At 70.6% G+C, this 16155-nt stretch carries 16 protein-coding genes and 1 pseudogene; 11 read left to right on the top strand and 6 right to left on the bottom strand.

What is annotated here, in order from left to right; all coding sequences use genetic code 11:
• The first annotated feature begins 5 nt into the window (after positions 1-5).
• The 4 genes from OG736_RS01825 (at position 6) to OG736_RS01810 (ending at position 3955) form a co-directional block, all read left to right on the top strand.
• A complete protein-coding gene (locus OG736_RS01825; protein ID WP_327180793.1) occupies positions 6-1334 on the top strand; it encodes an ABC transporter substrate-binding protein in 1329 nt (442 codons plus the stop codon).
• A 6-nt stretch (positions 1335-1340) separates the two neighbouring features.
• A complete protein-coding gene (locus tag OG736_RS01820; RefSeq protein ID WP_327180792.1) occupies positions 1341-2699 on the top strand; it encodes an ABC transporter permease subunit in 1359 nt (452 codons plus the stop codon).
• Positions 2696-3541: a carbohydrate ABC transporter permease gene (locus OG736_RS01815; RefSeq protein ID WP_327180791.1), complete on the top strand. Its 846-nt coding sequence runs from the start codon at positions 2696-2698 to the stop codon at positions 3539-3541. The genes OG736_RS01820 and OG736_RS01815 overlap by 4 nt, the downstream gene beginning before the upstream one ends.
• A gap of 63 nt (positions 3542-3604) precedes the next feature.
• Positions 3605-3955: a hypothetical protein gene (locus tag OG736_RS01810; RefSeq protein WP_327180790.1), complete on the top strand. Its 351-nt coding sequence runs from the start codon at positions 3605-3607 to the stop codon at positions 3953-3955.
• 245 nt (positions 3956-4200) lie between these two features.
• On the opposite strand, the gene OG736_RS01805 is transcribed toward OG736_RS01810, so the two are convergent.
• Both OG736_RS01805 and OG736_RS01800 read right to left on the bottom strand, forming a co-directional pair.
• On the bottom strand, positions 4201-5826 hold the full coding sequence (locus OG736_RS01805) for an alpha/beta fold hydrolase (RefSeq protein WP_327180789.1): 1626 nt from the start codon (positions 5824-5826) through the stop codon (positions 4201-4203).
• A gap of 14 nt (positions 5827-5840) precedes the next feature.
• Positions 5841-7472 carry an alpha/beta hydrolase gene (locus tag OG736_RS01800; RefSeq protein WP_327180788.1) on the bottom strand — a complete coding sequence of 544 codons (1632 nt, stop codon included), beginning with the start codon at positions 7470-7472 and terminating at the stop codon, positions 5841-5843.
• A 501-nt stretch (positions 7473-7973) separates the two neighbouring features.
• On the opposite strand from OG736_RS01800, the gene OG736_RS01795 reads away from it, so the two are divergent.
• The 4 genes from OG736_RS01795 (at position 7974) to OG736_RS01780 (ending at position 10554) form a co-directional block, all read left to right on the top strand.
• Positions 7974-8414, top strand: coding sequence for a hypothetical protein (locus OG736_RS01795; protein ID WP_327180787.1), 441 nt, complete (start codon positions 7974-7976; stop codon positions 8412-8414).
• Between the two features lie 62 nt (positions 8415-8476).
• On the top strand, positions 8477-9313 hold the full coding sequence (locus tag OG736_RS01790; RefSeq protein WP_327187486.1) for a DUF4436 family protein: 837 nt from the start codon (positions 8477-8479) through the stop codon (positions 9311-9313).
• 222 nt (positions 9314-9535) lie between these two features.
• The gene (locus tag OG736_RS01785; protein ID WP_327180786.1) at positions 9536-10006 is read left to right on the top strand and encodes a hypothetical protein; all 471 of its coding nucleotides are present in this window, start codon (positions 9536-9538) and stop codon (positions 10004-10006) included.
• A 149-nt stretch (positions 10007-10155) separates the two neighbouring features.
• Positions 10156-10554, top strand: coding sequence for a gas vesicle structural protein GvpA (locus OG736_RS01780; RefSeq protein ID WP_327180785.1), 399 nt, complete (start codon positions 10156-10158; stop codon positions 10552-10554).
• A gap of 21 nt (positions 10555-10575) precedes the next feature.
• Here the strand turns inward: OG736_RS01780 and OG736_RS01775 are convergent.
• Positions 10576-10698: pseudogene (locus OG736_RS01775) on the bottom strand (dihydrofolate reductase family protein); the annotation flags it as partial.
• Between the two features lie 147 nt (positions 10699-10845).
• On the opposite strand from OG736_RS01775, the gene OG736_RS01770 reads away from it, so the two are divergent.
• From OG736_RS01770 to OG736_RS01760, 3 genes are all read left to right on the top strand, one after another.
• Complete coding sequence (locus OG736_RS01770) at positions 10846-11697, top strand: RNA polymerase sigma factor SigF (protein WP_327180784.1); 852 nt, start codon at positions 10846-10848, stop codon at positions 11695-11697.
• A 96-nt stretch (positions 11698-11793) separates the two neighbouring features.
• A complete protein-coding gene (locus OG736_RS01765; RefSeq protein ID WP_327180783.1) occupies positions 11794-12216 on the top strand; it encodes a GvpU-like protein in 423 nt (140 codons plus the stop codon).
• Positions 12217-12233: 17 nt separating this feature from the next.
• Positions 12234-12602 (top strand): low affinity iron permease family protein, encoded by a 369-nt coding sequence (locus OG736_RS01760; RefSeq protein WP_314222861.1) that lies wholly within the window; start codon positions 12234-12236, stop codon positions 12600-12602.
• Positions 12603-12707: 105 nt separating this feature from the next.
• On the opposite strand, the gene OG736_RS01755 is transcribed toward OG736_RS01760, so the two are convergent.
• The 3 genes from OG736_RS01755 to OG736_RS01745 are packed head-to-tail and all read right to left on the bottom strand — an operon-like array spanning position 12708 to position 16080.
• Entirely contained in the window at positions 12708-14066 is a 1359-nt protein-coding gene (locus OG736_RS01755; RefSeq protein ID WP_327180782.1) for an MFS transporter, read from the bottom strand.
• 59 nt (positions 14067-14125) lie between these two features.
• Positions 14126-15046, bottom strand: a complete 921-nt coding sequence (locus OG736_RS01750; RefSeq protein ID WP_327180781.1) for an amidohydrolase family protein — start codon at positions 15044-15046, stop codon at positions 14126-14128.
• Positions 15047-15051: 5 nt separating this feature from the next.
• Positions 15052-16080, bottom strand: a complete 1029-nt coding sequence (locus OG736_RS01745; RefSeq protein WP_327180780.1) for an amidohydrolase family protein — start codon at positions 16078-16080, stop codon at positions 15052-15054.
• Positions 16081-16155 lie beyond the last annotated feature (75 nt).

Here is a 16155-nt window from a genome sequence, read left to right as displayed (position 1 = left end):
CAACGATGATGCGACGACGTACCACCCTGCTCAGCGGCTGCACCGCCCTCGTCCTGGCACTCGGCGCGACCGCCTGCGGAGGCGGCGACCCCGTCTCCGCGGGCGGCGGCGACAAGGCACTGGGCGGCCAGACGGTCACCGTGGCCGGTGTCTGGTCCGGTGCCGAGCAGAAGAACTTCCAGAAGGTGCTGGACGCGTTCACCGAGAAGACCGGCGCCAAGACCCAGTTCGTGTCCACCGGCGACAACGTCTCCACCGTCGTCGGCAGCAAGATCGAAGGCGGCAACGCCCCCGACGTCGTGATGGTCCCGCAGGTCGGCGTGCTCCAGCAGTTCGCCGGCAACGGCTGGCTCAAGCCGCTGTCGGCGACCACCCAGAAGTCCGTCGCCGCCAACTACGCGCCGGTCTGGAAGGACTACGGCAGCGTCGAGGGCACCCTCTACGGCCTCTACTTCAAGGCCGCCCACAAGTCGACCGTCTGGTACAGCCCCGCCGCCCTCGACCAGGCCGGAGTCCAGCCGCCGAAGACCTACGACGAGATGCTGAAGGCCGGGCGGACCGTCTCCGACTCGGGGCTCGCCGCCTTCTCCGTCGCGGGCCAGGACGGCTGGACGCTCACCGACTGGTTCGAGAACGTCTACCTCTCCCAGGCGGGCCCCGAGAAGTACGACGCCCTCGCCGCCCACGAACTGAAGTGGACCGACCAGAGCGTGGTCGACGCCCTCACCACGCTCGGCAAGCTCTTCCAGGACAAGCAGCTCCTCGCGGGCGGCCAGAAGGGCGCGCTCAACACCGACTTCCCGGGCTCCGTCGAGAAGGTCTTCGGGCCCGAGCCCGAGGCGGGCATGGTCTACGAGGGCGACTTCGTCGCAGGCGTCGCCAAGGACCAGTTCGGCCGGAAGATCGGCGAGGACGCGAACTTCTTCGCGTTCCCGCCCGTCGGCGGGGGCGAGGCACCCGTGGTCAGCGGCGGCGACGCGGCCGTCGTCCTCAAGGACGGCAAGAACACCAAGGCCGGCATGGCGCTCCTGGAGTACCTGGCCACCCCGGAGGCCGCCGCCGTATGGGCCGAGACGGGCGGCTTCCTCTCCCCGAACAAGAAGCTCGACCTCGCCTCCTACGGCGACGACGTCACCCGCACCACCGCCAAGTCGCTCATCTCCGCCGGGGACTCCGTCCGCTTCGACATGTCCGACCAGGCCCCGGCCGCGTTCGGCGGGACGAAGGGCGCCGGCGAGTGGAAGATCCTCCAGGACTTCCTGCGCGACCCGTCCGACCCGAAGGCGACCGCGGCGCAGCTGGAAACCGCCGCGGCCAAGGCCTACAAGGGCTGACCGGCGATGACCGCCACACTCACGAAGACGGCCGCACCACCCGCCGCCGCGACCGTCGCCCGCAAGCGGCGGGCCCGGCGGCGGGGCAGGACCGTCGCCCTGCTCTTCGTCCTTCCCGCGCTGCTCCTGCTCGGCGCCCTCGTCGTCTACCCCGTGCTGTTCTCGGTCGGCCGCAGCTTCTTCGACGCCTCCGGGACCCGGTTCGTGGGCGGCGACAACTACACCGAGATGTTCCGCGACCCGGCCACCCTCAAAGCCGTACGCAACACCGCGATCTGGGTGGTCGTGGCGCCGACCCTGCTGACCGGCCTGGGCCTGATCCTCGCCGTGCTCGTCGAGAAGATCCGCTGGGCCACGGCCTTCAAGCTGCTGCTCTTCATGCCCATGGCCGTCTCCTTCCTCGCCGCGGGCATCATCTTCCGGCTCGCCTACGACGAGGACCCCGACAAGGGCGTCCTGAACGCGGCGGCCGTCGGCGTCCACGACGCCTTCCAGGACACCGCCTCCTACCCGACCGCCCGCGCCCGTGACGGCGAGGGCCTGACCCGGGGCGCCGACGGCTCGTACCGCACCGGCACGACCGTGTCACCCGGCGACACGGTCGCCCTCGGCCTGGTCGGCGTCGCGCCCAAGGAGCTGCCGGCCGGCGCGGAACCGGCCTACACGGCGGCCGCCCGCACAGCGGGTGCCGACGAACTGCGCGGGGTCGTCTACCTGGACTTCACCCCCGGCGGGGGAGGGAAGCAGGGTGCGGTGGACCGCCGGGAGAGCGGGCTGCCGAAGATGAAGGTCGAGGCGGTACGCGCCGGCAAGACCGTCGCGAGCACCACCACCGCGGCCGACGGCTCCTTCCGCTTCCCCGGCCTGGGGACAGGCGCGTACACCGTCACCCTCCCCGGCTCGAACTTCGCCCAGCCCTACGACGGCGTCTCCTGGCTCGGCCCGGCACTGGTCACCCCGGCGATCATCGGCGCCTACCTGTGGATCTGGACCGGCTTCGCGATGGTGCTGATCGGCGCGGGCCTGTCCACGCTGCCGCGTGACTCGCTCGAGGCCGCGCGGATGGACGGCGCCAACGAGTGGCAGGTGTTCCGCCGGATCACCGTGCCGCTGCTGGCGCCCGTGCTCACGGTGGTCTTCGTGACCCTCGTCATCAACGTGATGAAGGTGTTCGACCTCGTCTACATCATCGCGCCCGGCCCGGTGCAGGAGGACGCCACCGTGCTGGCCACCCAGATGTGGCTGGTGTCCTTCGGCGGCGGCAACGACCAGGGACTGGGCAGCGCCCTCGGCGTGCTGCTCCTGCTGCTGGTGATCCCCGCCATGGTCTTCAACGTCCGTCGTTTCCGAGGGAGTCAGCGATGAACCTCAGTGCGCTTCGGCGCGGGCTCGGCAACAGCCTGGTGCAGGCCGTCCTCGTGGTCATCGGACTGCTCTGGCTCACGCCGCTCGCCGGACTGCTCGTGTCTTCCCTGCGGTCGGCGCAGGACACGGCCAAGGGCGGCTGGTGGACGGCGATCACCAGTCCGGGCCAGCTGTCCTTCGACAACTACACGTCGTTGCTGGGCAACGCCGGGATGACACAGGCGTTCTGGAACACCGTGCTGATCTCGGTGCCGACGACGCTTCTGGTGGTGGCGATCGCCGCACTGGCGGGGTACGCCTTCGCCTGGCTGGACTTCCCCGGCCGGGACGCCCTCTTCCTGCTCGTGGTCGCGCTCCTGGTGGTGCCCGTGCAGATCGGCCTGCTGCCGGTGGCCAAACTCTTCGGCCAACTGGGGCTGTTCGGCACGATTCCCGGCGTCGTCCTCTTCCACGTCTCCTACGGACTGCCGTTCGCGATCTTCCTGCTGCGGAACTACTTCGCCGAGATACCGCGGGAGATGCTGGAGGCGGCCCGCATGGACGGGGGCAACGAGTGGCGCATCTTCACCCGGCTCGTGCTGCCGGTGGGACGGCCCGCGCTGGCGAGCCTGGCCATCTTCCAGTTCCTGTGGGTGTGGAACGACATGCTGGTGGCGCTGCTGTTCGCCGACAGCTCGTCCCAGCCGCTGACGGTGGAACTCCAGTCGCAGATACGGCAGTTCGGCAGCAACATCGACGTGCTCGCGCCGGGCGCGTTCCTGTCCCTGATCGTCCCGGTGGCCGTGTTCTTCGCCTTCCAGCGGCACTTCGTACAGGGGGTCATGGCGGGGTCCGTGAAGTAGGCCCCGGTGCCCGCGCCCCGTGGTTCCACCCGGACGGGGGACGCGTCACACCACGGCGCGGGGATGCTCCTCCGCCGCGCAGCCGCCCGACGGCACACTCGTGCCGTGACCCCTGACGCGCACCCGGAACACACCCCCGACGGACGGTTCATCGTCGTGGGCGGACGACGCTGGCGGGCGACGGATCCGCTCATTCCCGAGGAGGACGCCGCGCGGCTCCGCTCCCACCTCATGGCGGCCCGGCGTGCGGTCGGGGCCGCCCGGCGAACGCAGGACGCGGCAGCCGAACGTGCGGCCCGCGCTCGCGTGCACCTGGCGAAGGTCGCCCTGGGCGAGCGTGGCACCCCGTGGTGGGAGCAGAGCGACGAGGAGCGTCGCGCACGCTGGCACGAAGGGCTCAGGGCGCTCGACTGAGCGACGGGCAGGACGCGTGTACAACTCCGTGCGGAAGCTCGACACTTCAGCGAACGCATCGCGCACGGACAAGTCCGGCGGCCACGGGATCTTCCTCGTCGAGGATCTCGCCCGGCGCCGGGCACTCGTCCCGATGCCCCGGGCAAGGCCGTCTGGGCCTACACCGCCGGGGCCCGCACCCACCATGGTGGTGGATGCGGGCCCCGGAGGTGCGGCACCATGGGCGGCTATCGTCGGCAAGCGCCCTACGGTGCGATCTCGAACTGCGGCGGCCGGAGTCCCGCGAGGCAGCTGGTGTCCGGCGCGGTCGGACGGGCGAAGAACGACGTGGTGATCGTCTGCGCGCACCGCGAGTCGGCGAACACCACGTGGGCGACGTAGGGGACCGTCACGGCGGTGGAGCGCCTCAGCGTACGGGCGACGTACGCCCCGTTGCTCGGCGCCGTCTGGGCGTCGAACCCGCCGGACAGGGCGAGGGTCGGGATGTCACTGTGGGTCACGTCCCGGACCGACGGGGGCGCCGGGGGGACGTCCCAGGCACGGCAGTCGTCGTGGAGCCAGGCGAGTTGCGGGGCGTTGGCCAGCATCGATCGGGGGAACGTCGGGAACGCGCGGCGTCCGCCCCGGATGATGTCGGCCCGGCTCTCGTACGGGGTCCACTGGCTGCAGAAGACGCCGTAGACCAGCCCGTGGGCGACCCTTCCGATGGCCTGCGGGCTGTACTTGCCGCCCGCGAGCTGCTCGGCGATCCGCTGCGGGTTGCCGTGGGCCAGCTCGTCGATGGAACGCGGCACCCCGGCCGCCACGTGGGTGGCCGAGGTGAGCCAGGTGACCAGGTTGCCCCCGTCCAGCACGACCTTCACCGGCTCCGGGTGGACCGGGACCGTCACGGTGGTGGTGATCGGGTCGGCCTCCAGCTCACTGACGAGGCGGAGGAAGGTGGCCTTCAGATTCGGGTAGCGGGTGTTGCAGGCGGGCTGCTCCTCGCAGGCCTTGAACAGGCCGTCGAAACCCTCTCGTGCGGCCTTCCAGGTCACGGCCCCGCCGGCGATGGACGGCGGCAGGATGCCGTCGATGCCGACCGAGCGGATGCCCTTCGGGTGCAGGCGCATGTAGTTGAGCGCCAGGTGGGTGCCGTAGGAGATCCCGAAGACGTTCCACTTCTTGACACCCAGTGTCTTGCGCAGGGCGTCGTAGTCGGCCGAGCTCTCGATGTCGTTGTAGGTGCTGCGGTCGGCGCCCTGGGCGTCCACGCGGTCGCGGCAGGCCCGGGTCGCCTCGACGTGCAGGCGCCCGGTGGACGGCGCGTTGGAGACGAGGCCGAGGGCGCGGGCGTTGAACCGGTCGATGTCCGGGCAGGTGAGCTCCGGGTCGGCCGAGTAGGTGCCGCGCTGGGACATGAAGATCACGTCACGGTCGCGGTTCAGGTTGCCGGCGAGCGCCATCGGGATCTCGGAGACCGCGTCGTCGCCGGGGCCGCCGGCGAGCCACACGATCGGGTCGGGCGCGGGGCTGCTGCTCTCCGCGGGCATGATCGCGACAGCGAGAGTGATCTCGCGTCCGTCATGGCTCCCGTACCCCTCGGGCTCCTTGGGCCCCTTGGCCTGGGAACGCTTCTCGGGCACGGTGAGGGTGCCGCAGCGGGCGCGCGCGAGATCGGGGATCGGGTCCGCCGTCCTGGGGCAGGGGCCCGGTTCGAAGCGGGCGTCGCCCACCGTACGGGCGACCGTGCCGATCGGGCCGTCGGTGCCGGACTCGGCGTGTGCGGGCATCGCGGCGAGGCCGACGACGAGGGCGCCGACCGTGGCTCCGGCCAGCGTTGCCGGGAGCCGTCGCGCGGGGCGGCGGCAGAGGGTCGTACCTGGGGACATCGTGCGTACTCCGGTCAGGGGACGATGGTGAACGGCTTGGGTTCGACTCCCGGCACGCAGCCGGTGTCGGGCGCGGTCGGCCGCGCCAGGAAGGAGAGCAGGACCGACGCGGCGCAGGGGTTCTGCGGCACCACCCAGTGGGTGATTCCGGGAATCACCACGGCGGTCGAGCGGGGCAGCGTACGGCCGGTGAACGGACCCCAGCTCGCCCCGGTCTTCGCGTCGAAGGTTCCGGTGATGATGAGCGCGGGCACCTTGCTGTGGGTGGCCACCCGCTGGACCGCGGTGCGGTCCGGGACGTTCCAGACGCGGCACAGGTCGTGCTCGAAGGGCAGCTGCGGTGCGTGGGCCAGCACTGAGTCCGGCCATCCGGGGAAGGCCCGGCGACCCGCCTTCAGAACGTCGCGCTTCGAGAAGCCCGGGACCCACTCGGCGCAGGCCACCGAGTGCGTCAGCCCGTGGGCGAACTCGCCGATGGCGGGCGTCGCGCCGGCGGCCTGGGCCCGCGCGAGGCGCTCCGGGTTGCCGGCGGCGAGTTCGTAGAGCGCCGCGGGGACGTCGACGGACGGTACCAGTCGGCCGTTGGCGACCAGCAGGTTCACCAGCGTGCCCCCGTCGAGGACGACCTTCACCGGGGTTCCGCCACCGGGCGGCGGCACGGTCAGCGTCAGGGGGTCGGCCTCCAGCCGCCGGACCTGCTGCGTGAGCGTGCGGGAGAGGTTCGGGTAGCGGGACTTGCAGGCGGGCTGGGCCTCACACGCCGCGAAGATCGCGTTGATTCCCTCCTGGGCGCTGTCCCAGGCCCACGGCAGGCTCACGATCTGTGGCGGGACGACCGAGTCGATCGCCAGCGAGCGGATGCCCTGGGGGTGTCGGCGCAGGTAGGTGAGGCCCAGGTCGGTGCCGTAGGAGTAGCCGTAGACGTTCCACTTCTTGATGCGCAGGGCCTTGCGGAGGGCGGCGAAGTCCGCGGCGTTCTCGGTGGTGTTGTAGGCGGTGAGGTCGTTGCCCTCGGACGTCAGGCGGTCCCGGCACTTCTTCGCCGCGCGTACCAGCCCTCGTCCGGTGGACGGCGCGTCGTAGGGCAGGCCGACGGCGGTCGCGTTGAACCGGTCCATCTCCGGGCAGGCGAGGTTCGGCTGTGAGTGGAGGGCGCCGCGCTGGGCCACGACGATCAGATCGCGGTCGCGGTTCACGCCGGAGTCGATCAGGAAGGGGATGGCTCCGAACGCGTCTCCGCCGGGACCCCCTTCCATGAACACCACGGGGTCCGCGGCCGGCGTCTTCGACGCTGCCGGGATGATGGCGACGGCCAGCCGGACGGTCCGTCCGGTGGGGCGCTCGCGGTTCTCGGGGACCTCCAGGAAGCCGCACCGCCCGGGAACCGGGTCGGGCGTCTGTGGGCAGGGGCCCGGCACGAACCGCGCCGGATGCCCCGACGGCGGCCCGCCGTCAGGCGGCGACTGGGCGCTGCTCGGCGCGGTCCCGACCGCACCGAGGATACCCAGACATACGGCGAGGAGCGCCGCGTTCGTGCGCCCCCTCCGGCTGAGTCGCGGACGGGTGTGCCGAGCCCGGCTCCGTACGGGTGTCCCGGCCCCGGAGAAGGAGGGCAGGGGCCCGTGACCGATGTCCTGTTCCGCCATGTGATCTCGTCTCTCTGACGTCCCTGGCCACTCCGGTCGGGGGACGGTTGGCATGGCTGCGCCCCGCCGCACGGCCGGGCAGGACGCGTACGCCAGCCTGCGTTCGGGCTGGGGCTTCCACCACTCGTCGCCTCCACTTGGAGCAGCCCCACCTCGGACCGGGGGCTGTCCCCGGTCACCCGGTCACCCGGTCGGCCGAGGGCGGAGCCGCCCCCGCTCCGACGGTGATCACTCAGCCGTGTGCCCGAGGCCCAGCGGCAGGCGGCGCGCGCTTCGTTGCCGCCACGTCGTCCGCATGCACGTCCTCGGACCACCCCGTAGCGTGGATCACGTGCGTTCCGCCGGCACTGTCTCGGCGTCGCCCGGGAGGCCCCGCGGCTGTGGGCCGGCGCGGCATCACGGCACACCGGCAGCGGCGCACCGGCAGCGGACCTCAACCCTCCGAAGCGCGAGACGGCACTGAGCCGATCGCGTTCCAGGTGGCGAAAGCAGGTGGTGTCCGTGAGTCGGATGGCGTCGTTGTGTACCGCCGCGGGCACCATGGCTGTGGTCGTACCGGCGGGTGTCGCGAACCCGCATGCCAACGCGAGCGGGCAGTACGGAGACGGGTCCGTCCCGACCACCCCTGGAGAAACAGTCCGCCGGGCCGACAACTACCGCACTGGACGCATCGGCGGAACCGAACTGCTCGCCGGCGTCACGGACGGAGCGGTGAGTGTGGGCGATGTCCCGCGCCCGCGCGGCAGCGAGGAAGGGCGCTACGGGACCGGAGTCCTCCTTCTCCCCGACAACAGCCTGGTGCATCGCGGCGATCGGGAGGGACTTCACGGCACCATCAAGGTGAGCCCGGACCGCAGCACCGCCGTCACCGTCGTGTGGAACGCGGAACCACCCGACAACTTCCGTGCGGCAAACCAACTGCTGGGTATCCGGGCCAAGTGATGCGTCAGGGCCGTCCGGTACCTGCCGACTCGCCTCGCCCGCGACGTTCCGCGCGGTCCATCCTGCCCGTGCTCATCCTCATCGCGTTCCTGATCGTGGTCGCGGTGGCCGTTGGCTCATGGCTGCAGTTCACCGAGCGGCAGGCGGTCGACACGGTGCACATCGCCGGATCGTCGGCCGCCGACCGGGTGGACGTGGAGGCCGTCGTCCAACGTGTCGACGCCGCCGGCAGAGAGCTGGTACTGCGGGTCTGGGTGATCCCGCGCGGGACCCTCGGCGAGGCGGACGGGGCGGCCCCGGTGGCCGATCTCAGCCTCCAGACCTCGGGGGCGACCCTCGGCGACCTGGAGTTCGCGGCGCATGAGCGGCTCGCGACGAGAGACGTGCAGGTTGCGCTCACAGGCGGATCGATCAGTGACTACCCGTTCGACTCCTACGCGACGGACATCGCGTTCCGGGCGCAGCTGGGCGGCAAGCAGGTGCCGGTACGGATGCTGTTCTCCAACAACGACACGCTCTTCTCGATCTCCGCGCAACCCGCGCCCTCCCGGCAGGAGGCCGTGATGGCGCTGGGGCTGGCGCGATCGGGCAGCCTGCTCGTCTTCGCGGTGTTCATGATGGTGGTGATGTGGGCGCTGGCTGCGTCCGTGCTCATCGGGGCCTGGTACCTGACGAGCGGCAGTGAGGGCCTTGTCTGGCCCGGCCTCGCCTGGATGGCCGCCACCCTGTTCGCCCTCGCCGCGTTCCGCAACACCGCCCCCGGCACACCCCCGATCGGCTGTGTGCTGGACTGGTTCGCCTTCCTGTGGGCCGAGACCGTCATCGCCCTCTGCCTGATCACCGTGGTCGTCACCGGCGTCAACAAGGCCCTCCACCAGGACGCCGCGCCGCCCACGTAATGGCTCCGCGGCCCTGGGCCGGCCACGCCCACGGTCAGGCGCATTCGGCGGCATGCCGGGATCTGAGGCGCGTCCGCGGGATCCTCCATCGGGGACCCACGCCCGAGCTCCGACCGCGGTCCCAGGTCCCGCCGGGCAACCGCGATGCGTTCACGGTGTGGTGACATGAGGTCCGCGGTATCGGGCACACGCGATGGAATGCAGGGAAACCAGACGTATGCCATGAGCGACGCGCACGGCCGACCTGGAACACGGGAAGGCGCCTCACCACGGCGGGCCGAGGGAAGGCACCGGCGCACCGGACGGCGAGGGGGCCGGTGGCACCGCAGGCTGCTGGCCTATCGCGACGTCGAGTTGCTGCCGTCGTCCTCCCTGGAGGGCGGCGCGGGTGAGGAGTGTCTGCTCCTGGTGCACATCCGCAAGGTGGTCGGACGGGTCACCTATCGAGCGTGCGACGAGTGCGCCGAGGGTGTGATCACCGGAGTCATCCTGGACGAACCGTTCCGCGACTGCGGGCTGGGCACCAGGGCGCTGTCGCACCTGCGCTCCCGGCACCCCGACGTCACCTGGCGCACCACACTCGACACCCGCCTCACTCGCGATCTTCTGCGCCGGATGCGGATCCCCAGGGCGGCCGTGGCAGGGAGCTGTTCCCACGGCCGGCCCGGCGTCGTCGCCCCCGCGGGTACCTGAGCGGTCGCCGTCAGGCCGGCTCACCGAGGACTCGTACGTGCGTTTGGTCACGGGATGTGCGGCTACTCGGACAGGTAGTCCGCACCGCACCCGAGGAACAGCGCCGACGCAACCACGCAGAGAATCCAGGGCAAGGGGGTTGGCCGGTCATGACCGTGGCGACGCAGCAGGGCGGCGGGGGCGGCTCCAGTGGCCTCTACGACGTCCTCGAACTCATTCTCGACCGAGGGCTGGTGATCGACGCCTTCGTGCGCGTCTCCGTGGTCGGCATCGAGATCCTCAAGATCGACATACGGATCGTCGTCGCCAGCGTCGACACCTACCTGCGCTTCGCCGAGGCGTGCAACCGTCTCGACCTGGAGTCGGGACCACGCAAGCCGGCCGGGCTCATGGAGCTCACGGAGAAGATCACCGAGTCCGGCGCCCGCGGCACCACCAAGGGCGCACTGTCCGGCGCAGCGGAGACGATCTTCAGCGCCTATCAGCAAGCCCGTGACGAGGGACAGCGGCGTCAGGGGGCACGGTCCCTGCGCAGGCGCGAGACCTAGTCGACAGAGGGTGGCGCCACAAAGGATGTCGTACGTCAGGTGTGTCGCGGTCGATGTCGAGGTCACGCTCCGCTGTACCAGCGTGCGCGGGACGCCCCCGGTGAACAGGGGCGTTCCGGCGCCCATGTCTGCGAGGTGCCGGCCGGCTACGCCCCGGCCCCGGCCGGACGACACGCTTCTGCCCGCTCGCCCAGGCACTTCCGCCGGGCATGTGCATGGTCTGCGGGTGAGGGGGTAGACGCGGCGACATCAGCTTGAACGCAGGGCACCGGCAGGGTGGGGAGATCTCAGATGACGACGACGATCGCGCAAGCGGCCGAGGAGCAGACGACAGCGGCACTGCCCGTGGTCCCCGAACCGGGCAAGATGGCGCCCAAGGACGCCCGCAGCCTGTCGAAGCTGTTCTTCGCGAAGCTGGCGGTGCTCGAGGAGGGCACGCCCGAGTACCAGTACGCGCGCAACACCCTGATCGAGATGAACATGTCCCTGGTCCGCTTCGCGGCCGGCCGGTTCCGCAACCGGGGCGGCGCGGACGGGATGGAGGACATCGTCCAGGTCGGCGTCATCGGGCTGATCAAGGCCATAGACCGGTTCGAGATATCCCGTGAGGTGGAGTTCACCTCCTTCGCCATCCCGTACATCGTCGGTGAGATCAAGCGCTTCTTCCGGGACACCTCCTGGTCCGTGCACGTGCCGCGCCGCCTGCAGGAGGCGCGCGTGCAGCTGGCGAAGGCCACCGAGGAGCTCCAGAGCCGTATGGGCCGGACCCCCACGGTCAAGGAGCTGGCGGAGCTGATGGACCTGACCGAGGAGGAGGTCATCGAGGCCCGGGTCGCGTCCAACGGCTACAACTCCGCCTCCCTGGACGCCACCATCGGCGGCGGTCCCGACGGCGAGACGGCTCTGGCTGACTTCATCGGGTCCGACGACGCGGCCATGGAACTGGTGGAGGACTTCCACACGCTGGCACCGCTGCTCGCCCAGCTCGACGAGCGTGAACGGCACATCCTCCACTGGCGGTTCGTCGAGGAGCTGACCCAGGCGCAGATCGGCGAACGGCTCGGCTGCTCGCAGATGCACGTGTCGCGCCTGCTCTCCGGCACCCTGAAGCGCCTGCGCGCGGGCATGCTCACCACCCACTGAACCGACGCCCGACATCCGTGGCCCGATGCCCGTGGCCCGACGCCCGTGGTGCGGAAGCCCACCGAGGCCCCGGGCATGCACCAGAGAGGACCTGTGGTGAGCGAAAGCAGTGCCGCGCTCCCGCCGATCGACGCACACCTGGAGATCCTGCTGCGGCTGGTCGACGCGCAGCCCGAGGCGGCCCTCAAGATCTGCCTGACCACGCCCGGTGGAATCGTCGCGGGGAACCTGGTCGGGTCCCGCACGTGGGCCGACCGATGGGAGCACGTGGTGTCGACGGCCACCGGAGCGGAAGACGCGGCCGACCACATGGCACACCTGGCGCACACCGTCCGGTCCGCCCTGAAGGAGGCCGAGTCGGAGCCGGGAACGGGGGACGGGCTGCACGACTTCATCCATCTCGTCGACGTCACGTTCCTGTCCGTGCCCGGGACCGCCACCGCTCCGCTGTGGCGTGGCCGACTGGGCGATGTCTCCGGCTGGGCTCTGGGGGCTCCTGCCGACCGGCCGGCCCCGTGAAGACCGCCGGTGACCTGATGGCACCACAGCACCCCGCGCACCGGGACGGCGACCGGCCGGGGCGGTTCACGCGCCTGGCCGAACACGCCTCGAACTTCACCAGCTCCCCCGCCTTCTTCGGCGTGTGCCTCGTTCTGGTCGCCGCCGCGATCACCGCGCACGCACTGAAGCTGCCCACGTCGTGGCTGTTGTTGGTGGGCGAGACGATGTCCGCCGTCTCGCTGCTGCTCCTGGCACTGCTCAAGAACTCCGAACGGCGAGCCGAGCACGCCATCCAGCGCAAGCTCGACGCCATCGCCGCCGCCTTGCTGGAGATCCAGCGGCGGGAACCGGGAGCGGCGAGCGAGGAACTCCGCCAGGCCATCAGGATGGAGAAGCAGACCTGACCGGTGCTTCGAGGCCGCGCGGCGCGGCCCTGCCCCGCCCTGGTCTCGTACACGGACCGACGGCGGGGCTGTCCATCAGCGGATCCTCCGGTGGACCGGGCCGCCTCAGGCGGGGAGGCTCATGCGTTGCCGCTCCGCCTGGGCGAGGCGGGCCGAGCGCGTGCGGGTGCCGAAGGCGGCCAGGGCGATCGCGCCGAGCAGCCAGGTGCCGGCGATGAAGCAGAAGACGCTCTGGTAGCCGTGGCCGTTGTAGAGCGCCGCGACGATCAGCGGACCGGCGGCGTTCGACAGCCGGCCCAGGCCGTAGGAGACGCTCGTTCCCAGGGAGCGGCTGCGGGTGTCGAAGAGCTCGGGGGAGTAGGCGTAGGCGAGGGCGGTGTAGCCGCGCTCGAAGAGGTTCACCAGGAATCCGAACACGATGATGAGGACCGGGTTGAAGGTGAGCCCGTACAGCAGACCGCACGCTGCGATCACCGTGCCGAAGGCGACCAGGCACCACTTGCGCTCGAAGCGGTCGGTGACCAGGGAGGCCAGATAGCAGCCGAGCGGTGCGCCGACCGTGGTCAGGGCCACGTAGAAGACGGACTTCTCGACGCTGAAGCCCTCCTTGGCCAGCAGGGTGGGCGCCCAGCTGGAGTAGCCGAAGAAGCCGATGGTCTGCGTCGTCCACAGCACCGTGAGCAGCAGCGTCGGGAACAGGTACTTCTTCTGGAGGAGCAGCCGCAGGGGTGCCTTCGCCGACGGTGTCTCGTCGACCGGGGGCGCGGGCTCGGGAAGGGGGCCCTTCTCCGCCGTGACGCTCTCCTCGATCTCCCGGAGGACCGCGTCCGCCTTGGCGTGTTCTCCCCTGCTCTCCAGCCAGCGTGGCGACTCCTTGAGATGCCGGGTGAACAGCACGAGCAGGATGCCCAGCGAGCCCCAGAGGTAGACCAGCCGCCACGACCAGTCGTTGAGCGGGACGACGGCGCTGGCGATGAGGTTGGTGACGGGCGTTCCGCAGATGCCGATGACGATGGCGTACGCCTGGTACTTGCCGCGGATCGCCGACGGGTACATCTCGTTGACGTAGACGACCCCCACGACCGTCATCGCGGACAGCCCCGCCGAGGTCAGGACGCGGAACACGCCGAGGGACACGAGGTCCCAGGAGAAGACCGCCGCGAACGAGGAGATGCCGAAGAACAGCGTCGTCCACAGCAGTGCCCGTTTGCGGCCCCACCGGTCGGCGATGGAGCCGGCGACGATCGCCCCGAGGAACATCCCGACGAACGAGAGCGAGGTGACGTAGGCGACCTGGTCGACCGTCAGGCCCCACAGCTTGATCAGTTTCGGCGCGGTGGTGGCGAAGCTGTTGATGTCCGCGAACTCGAAGAAGTAGGCGAAGGCGACGGCGAGCAGGGTGACTTTGTGGAACCGGGAGACCGGAAGCCTGTCCAGCCGGTTCAGCGCGTTGGAGTGTTGCATGAGCGGCCCTTGTCGAAGTGGGTGGGAATGCACTTGGAATACAGGGGAGTTCGGGGACGTCAGACGTGCTCGCCGGGCCAGTAGAGGCCCATCGGGTTGGCGACGAGGAGCTTGTGCCGTTGCTCCGCGGTGACCGCCACCTGCGACACGTGATCGACGAGGAGTCCGTCGTCGGGCATGTGGCCGTTGAGGTTGGGGTGCGGCCAGTCGGTGCCCCACAGCACCCGGTCGGGGAACTCCTCGACGACGCGGCGGCCGAAGGGGACGACGTCGGTGTAGGCGTGCCGTTCGCCGTCCAGGGCGGCGGGCCCCGTCACGCTGAGGCGTTCGGGACAACTCACCTTCACCCAGACGTCGTTGTCGTCGACGAAGCGCAGGAAGCGGGTGAACTGCGGCCCGTCCACGGGCTGGGTCACGTCCGGTCGTCCCATGTGGTCCACGACCAGCTGGACGGGCAACGACCCGAAGAAGCCCTCCAGTTCGGGAAGGTCGACACTCTCGAAGTAGAGGACGACGTGCCAGCCCAGCGGGGCGACCTTCTTGGCGATCGTGTGCAGGTCGTCCTCGGGCGACGTGTCGACCAGACGCCGTACGAAGTTGAACCGCACTCCGCGCACGCCCGCCGCGTCGAGTGCCAGCAACTCGCCCTCGCTGATGTCGGGGCGGACCGTCGCGATGCCGCGCGCCCTGCCGCCCGCGGCCCGGACGGCGTCGACCATGGCGCTGTTGTCCGCGCCGTGGCAGGTGGCCTGGACGATGACGTTGCGGTCGACGCCCAGGTGGTCGCGGAGTGCGAACAACTCCTCCTTGCCGCCGTCGCAGGGCGTGTACTTCCGCTCCGGCGCGAAGGGGAAGTCGGCCTGCGGGCCGAAGACGTGACAGTGCGCGTCGACGGTCCCCGGCGGCAGCCGGAGGGCCGGTGCGGACGGGTTCCGGTACCAGTCCAGCCAGCCGGGGGTCTTGGGGGAGGGGGTGCTCATGTGCCTCACCGCCCCTGGCGCTTCAGCAGCGCGTCCAGGCGCGGGTACACGGCGCGGGCGTTGTGCTCCTGGATCGCCGCGAGGTCGTCCGCGGGCAGCTCGGCCGCCTCCGCGTAGCGACGGGTGTCGTCGAAGTGGTGGCCGGTGCACGGGTCGATGTCGCGGACGGCACCGATCATCTCCGAGGCGAAGAGGATGTTGCGGGCCGGGATGACGTCGTAGAGGAGATCGGACCCGGGCTGGTGGTAGACGCAGGTGTCGAAGAAGACGTTGCCCAGGACGTGTTCCTCCAGCGGAGGCTTCCCGAGCGCCATCGCCAGGCCCCGGAAGCGGCCCCAGTGGTAGGGGACGGCGCCGCCGCCGTGGGGGATGACGAAGCGCAGGGTCGGGAAGTCGGCGAACAGGTCACCCTGGACGAGCTGCATGAACGCGGTGGTGTCGGCGTTCAGGTAGTGCGCGCCGGTGGTGTGGAAGGCGGGGTTGACGCTCGTGCTGACGTGGACCATCGCCGGGATGTCGTACTCGACCATCTTCTCGTAGACGGGGTACCACGAGCGGTCGGTGAGCGGAGGCGCGGTCCAGTGACCGCCCGAGGGGTCGGGGTTCAGGTTGAGTGCGACGGCGCCGTACTCCTCCACGCAGCGGGTGAGCTCCGGGAGGCAGGTCGCCGGGTCGACGCCGGGAGACTGCGGGAGCATCGCGGCGGGCACGAAGCGTTCGGGATACAACCGGCTGACCCGGAAGCAGAGTTCGTTGCACAGGGCCGTCCAGGCGGCGGAGGTCTCGAAGTCCCCGACGTGGTGCGCCATGAACGACGCGCGGGGGGAGAAGACCGTCACGTCGATGCCGCGTTCGTCCATCAGTCGCAACTGGTTCGGCTCGATGGTCTCGCGCAGCTCGTCGTCGTCGATACGCAGGTCCGCGCGGGCCGGGGCGGCCGCCGACGGGTCGGTGAGGGAGGTGATCTGCCGGGTGCGCCATGCCCCCAGGGCCGGCGGGGCGGTCGTGTAGTGACCGTGACAGTCGATGATCATTGCGGCGTCCTTCTCAGGCTGCTGGGTGTCGTGCAGCCTGGCTCCGTCCCGCACCGGCGGACGAGAGGACCGAAC

This window comes from Streptomyces sp. NBC_01334, assembly GCF_035983595.1.
GTDB classification, from domain to species: domain Bacteria; phylum Actinomycetota; class Actinomycetes; order Streptomycetales; family Streptomycetaceae; genus Streptomyces; species Streptomyces coriariae.
The sequence above is the reverse complement of the archived record's forward strand: the minus strand, read 5'-3'. Positions and strand labels throughout refer to the sequence as shown.

Bases quoted from the DNA above. Each gene is read 5' to 3' on its own strand.
- OG736_RS01785 (WP_327180786.1), top strand. From the start codon at position 9,536: ATGAGCGACGCGCACGGCCGACCTGGAACACGGGAAGGCGCCTCACCA.
- OG736_RS01805 (WP_327180789.1), bottom strand. From the start codon at position 5,826: ATGTCCCCAGGTACGACCCTCTGCCGCCGCCCCGCGCGACGGCTCCCG.
- OG736_RS01800 (WP_327180788.1), bottom strand. From the start codon at position 7,472: ATGGCGGAACAGGACATCGGTCACGGGCCCCTGCCCTCCTTCTCCGGG.
- OG736_RS01745 (WP_327180780.1), bottom strand. From the start codon at position 16,080: ATGATCATCGACTGTCACGGTCACTACACGACCGCCCCGCCGGCCCTG.
- OG736_RS01780 (WP_327180785.1), top strand. From the start codon at position 10,156: ATGACCGTGGCGACGCAGCAGGGCGGCGGGGGCGGCTCCAGTGGCCTC.
- OG736_RS01755 (WP_327180782.1), bottom strand. From the start codon at position 14,066: ATGCAACACTCCAACGCGCTGAACCGGCTGGACAGGCTTCCGGTCTCC.
- OG736_RS01760 (WP_314222861.1), top strand. From the start codon at position 12,234: ATGGCACCACAGCACCCCGCGCACCGGGACGGCGACCGGCCGGGGCGG.
- OG736_RS01750 (WP_327180781.1), bottom strand. From the start codon at position 15,046: ATGAGCACCCCCTCCCCCAAGACCCCCGGCTGGCTGGACTGGTACCGG.
- OG736_RS01815 (WP_327180791.1), top strand. From the start codon at position 2,696: ATGAACCTCAGTGCGCTTCGGCGCGGGCTCGGCAACAGCCTGGTGCAG.
- OG736_RS01810 (WP_327180790.1), top strand. From the start codon at position 3,605: ATGCTCCTCCGCCGCGCAGCCGCCCGACGGCACACTCGTGCCGTGACC.
- OG736_RS01825 (WP_327180793.1), top strand. From the start codon at position 6: ATGATGCGACGACGTACCACCCTGCTCAGCGGCTGCACCGCCCTCGTC.
- OG736_RS01820 (WP_327180792.1), top strand. From the start codon at position 1,341: ATGACCGCCACACTCACGAAGACGGCCGCACCACCCGCCGCCGCGACC.
- OG736_RS01770 (WP_327180784.1), top strand. From the start codon at position 10,846: ATGACGACGACGATCGCGCAAGCGGCCGAGGAGCAGACGACAGCGGCA.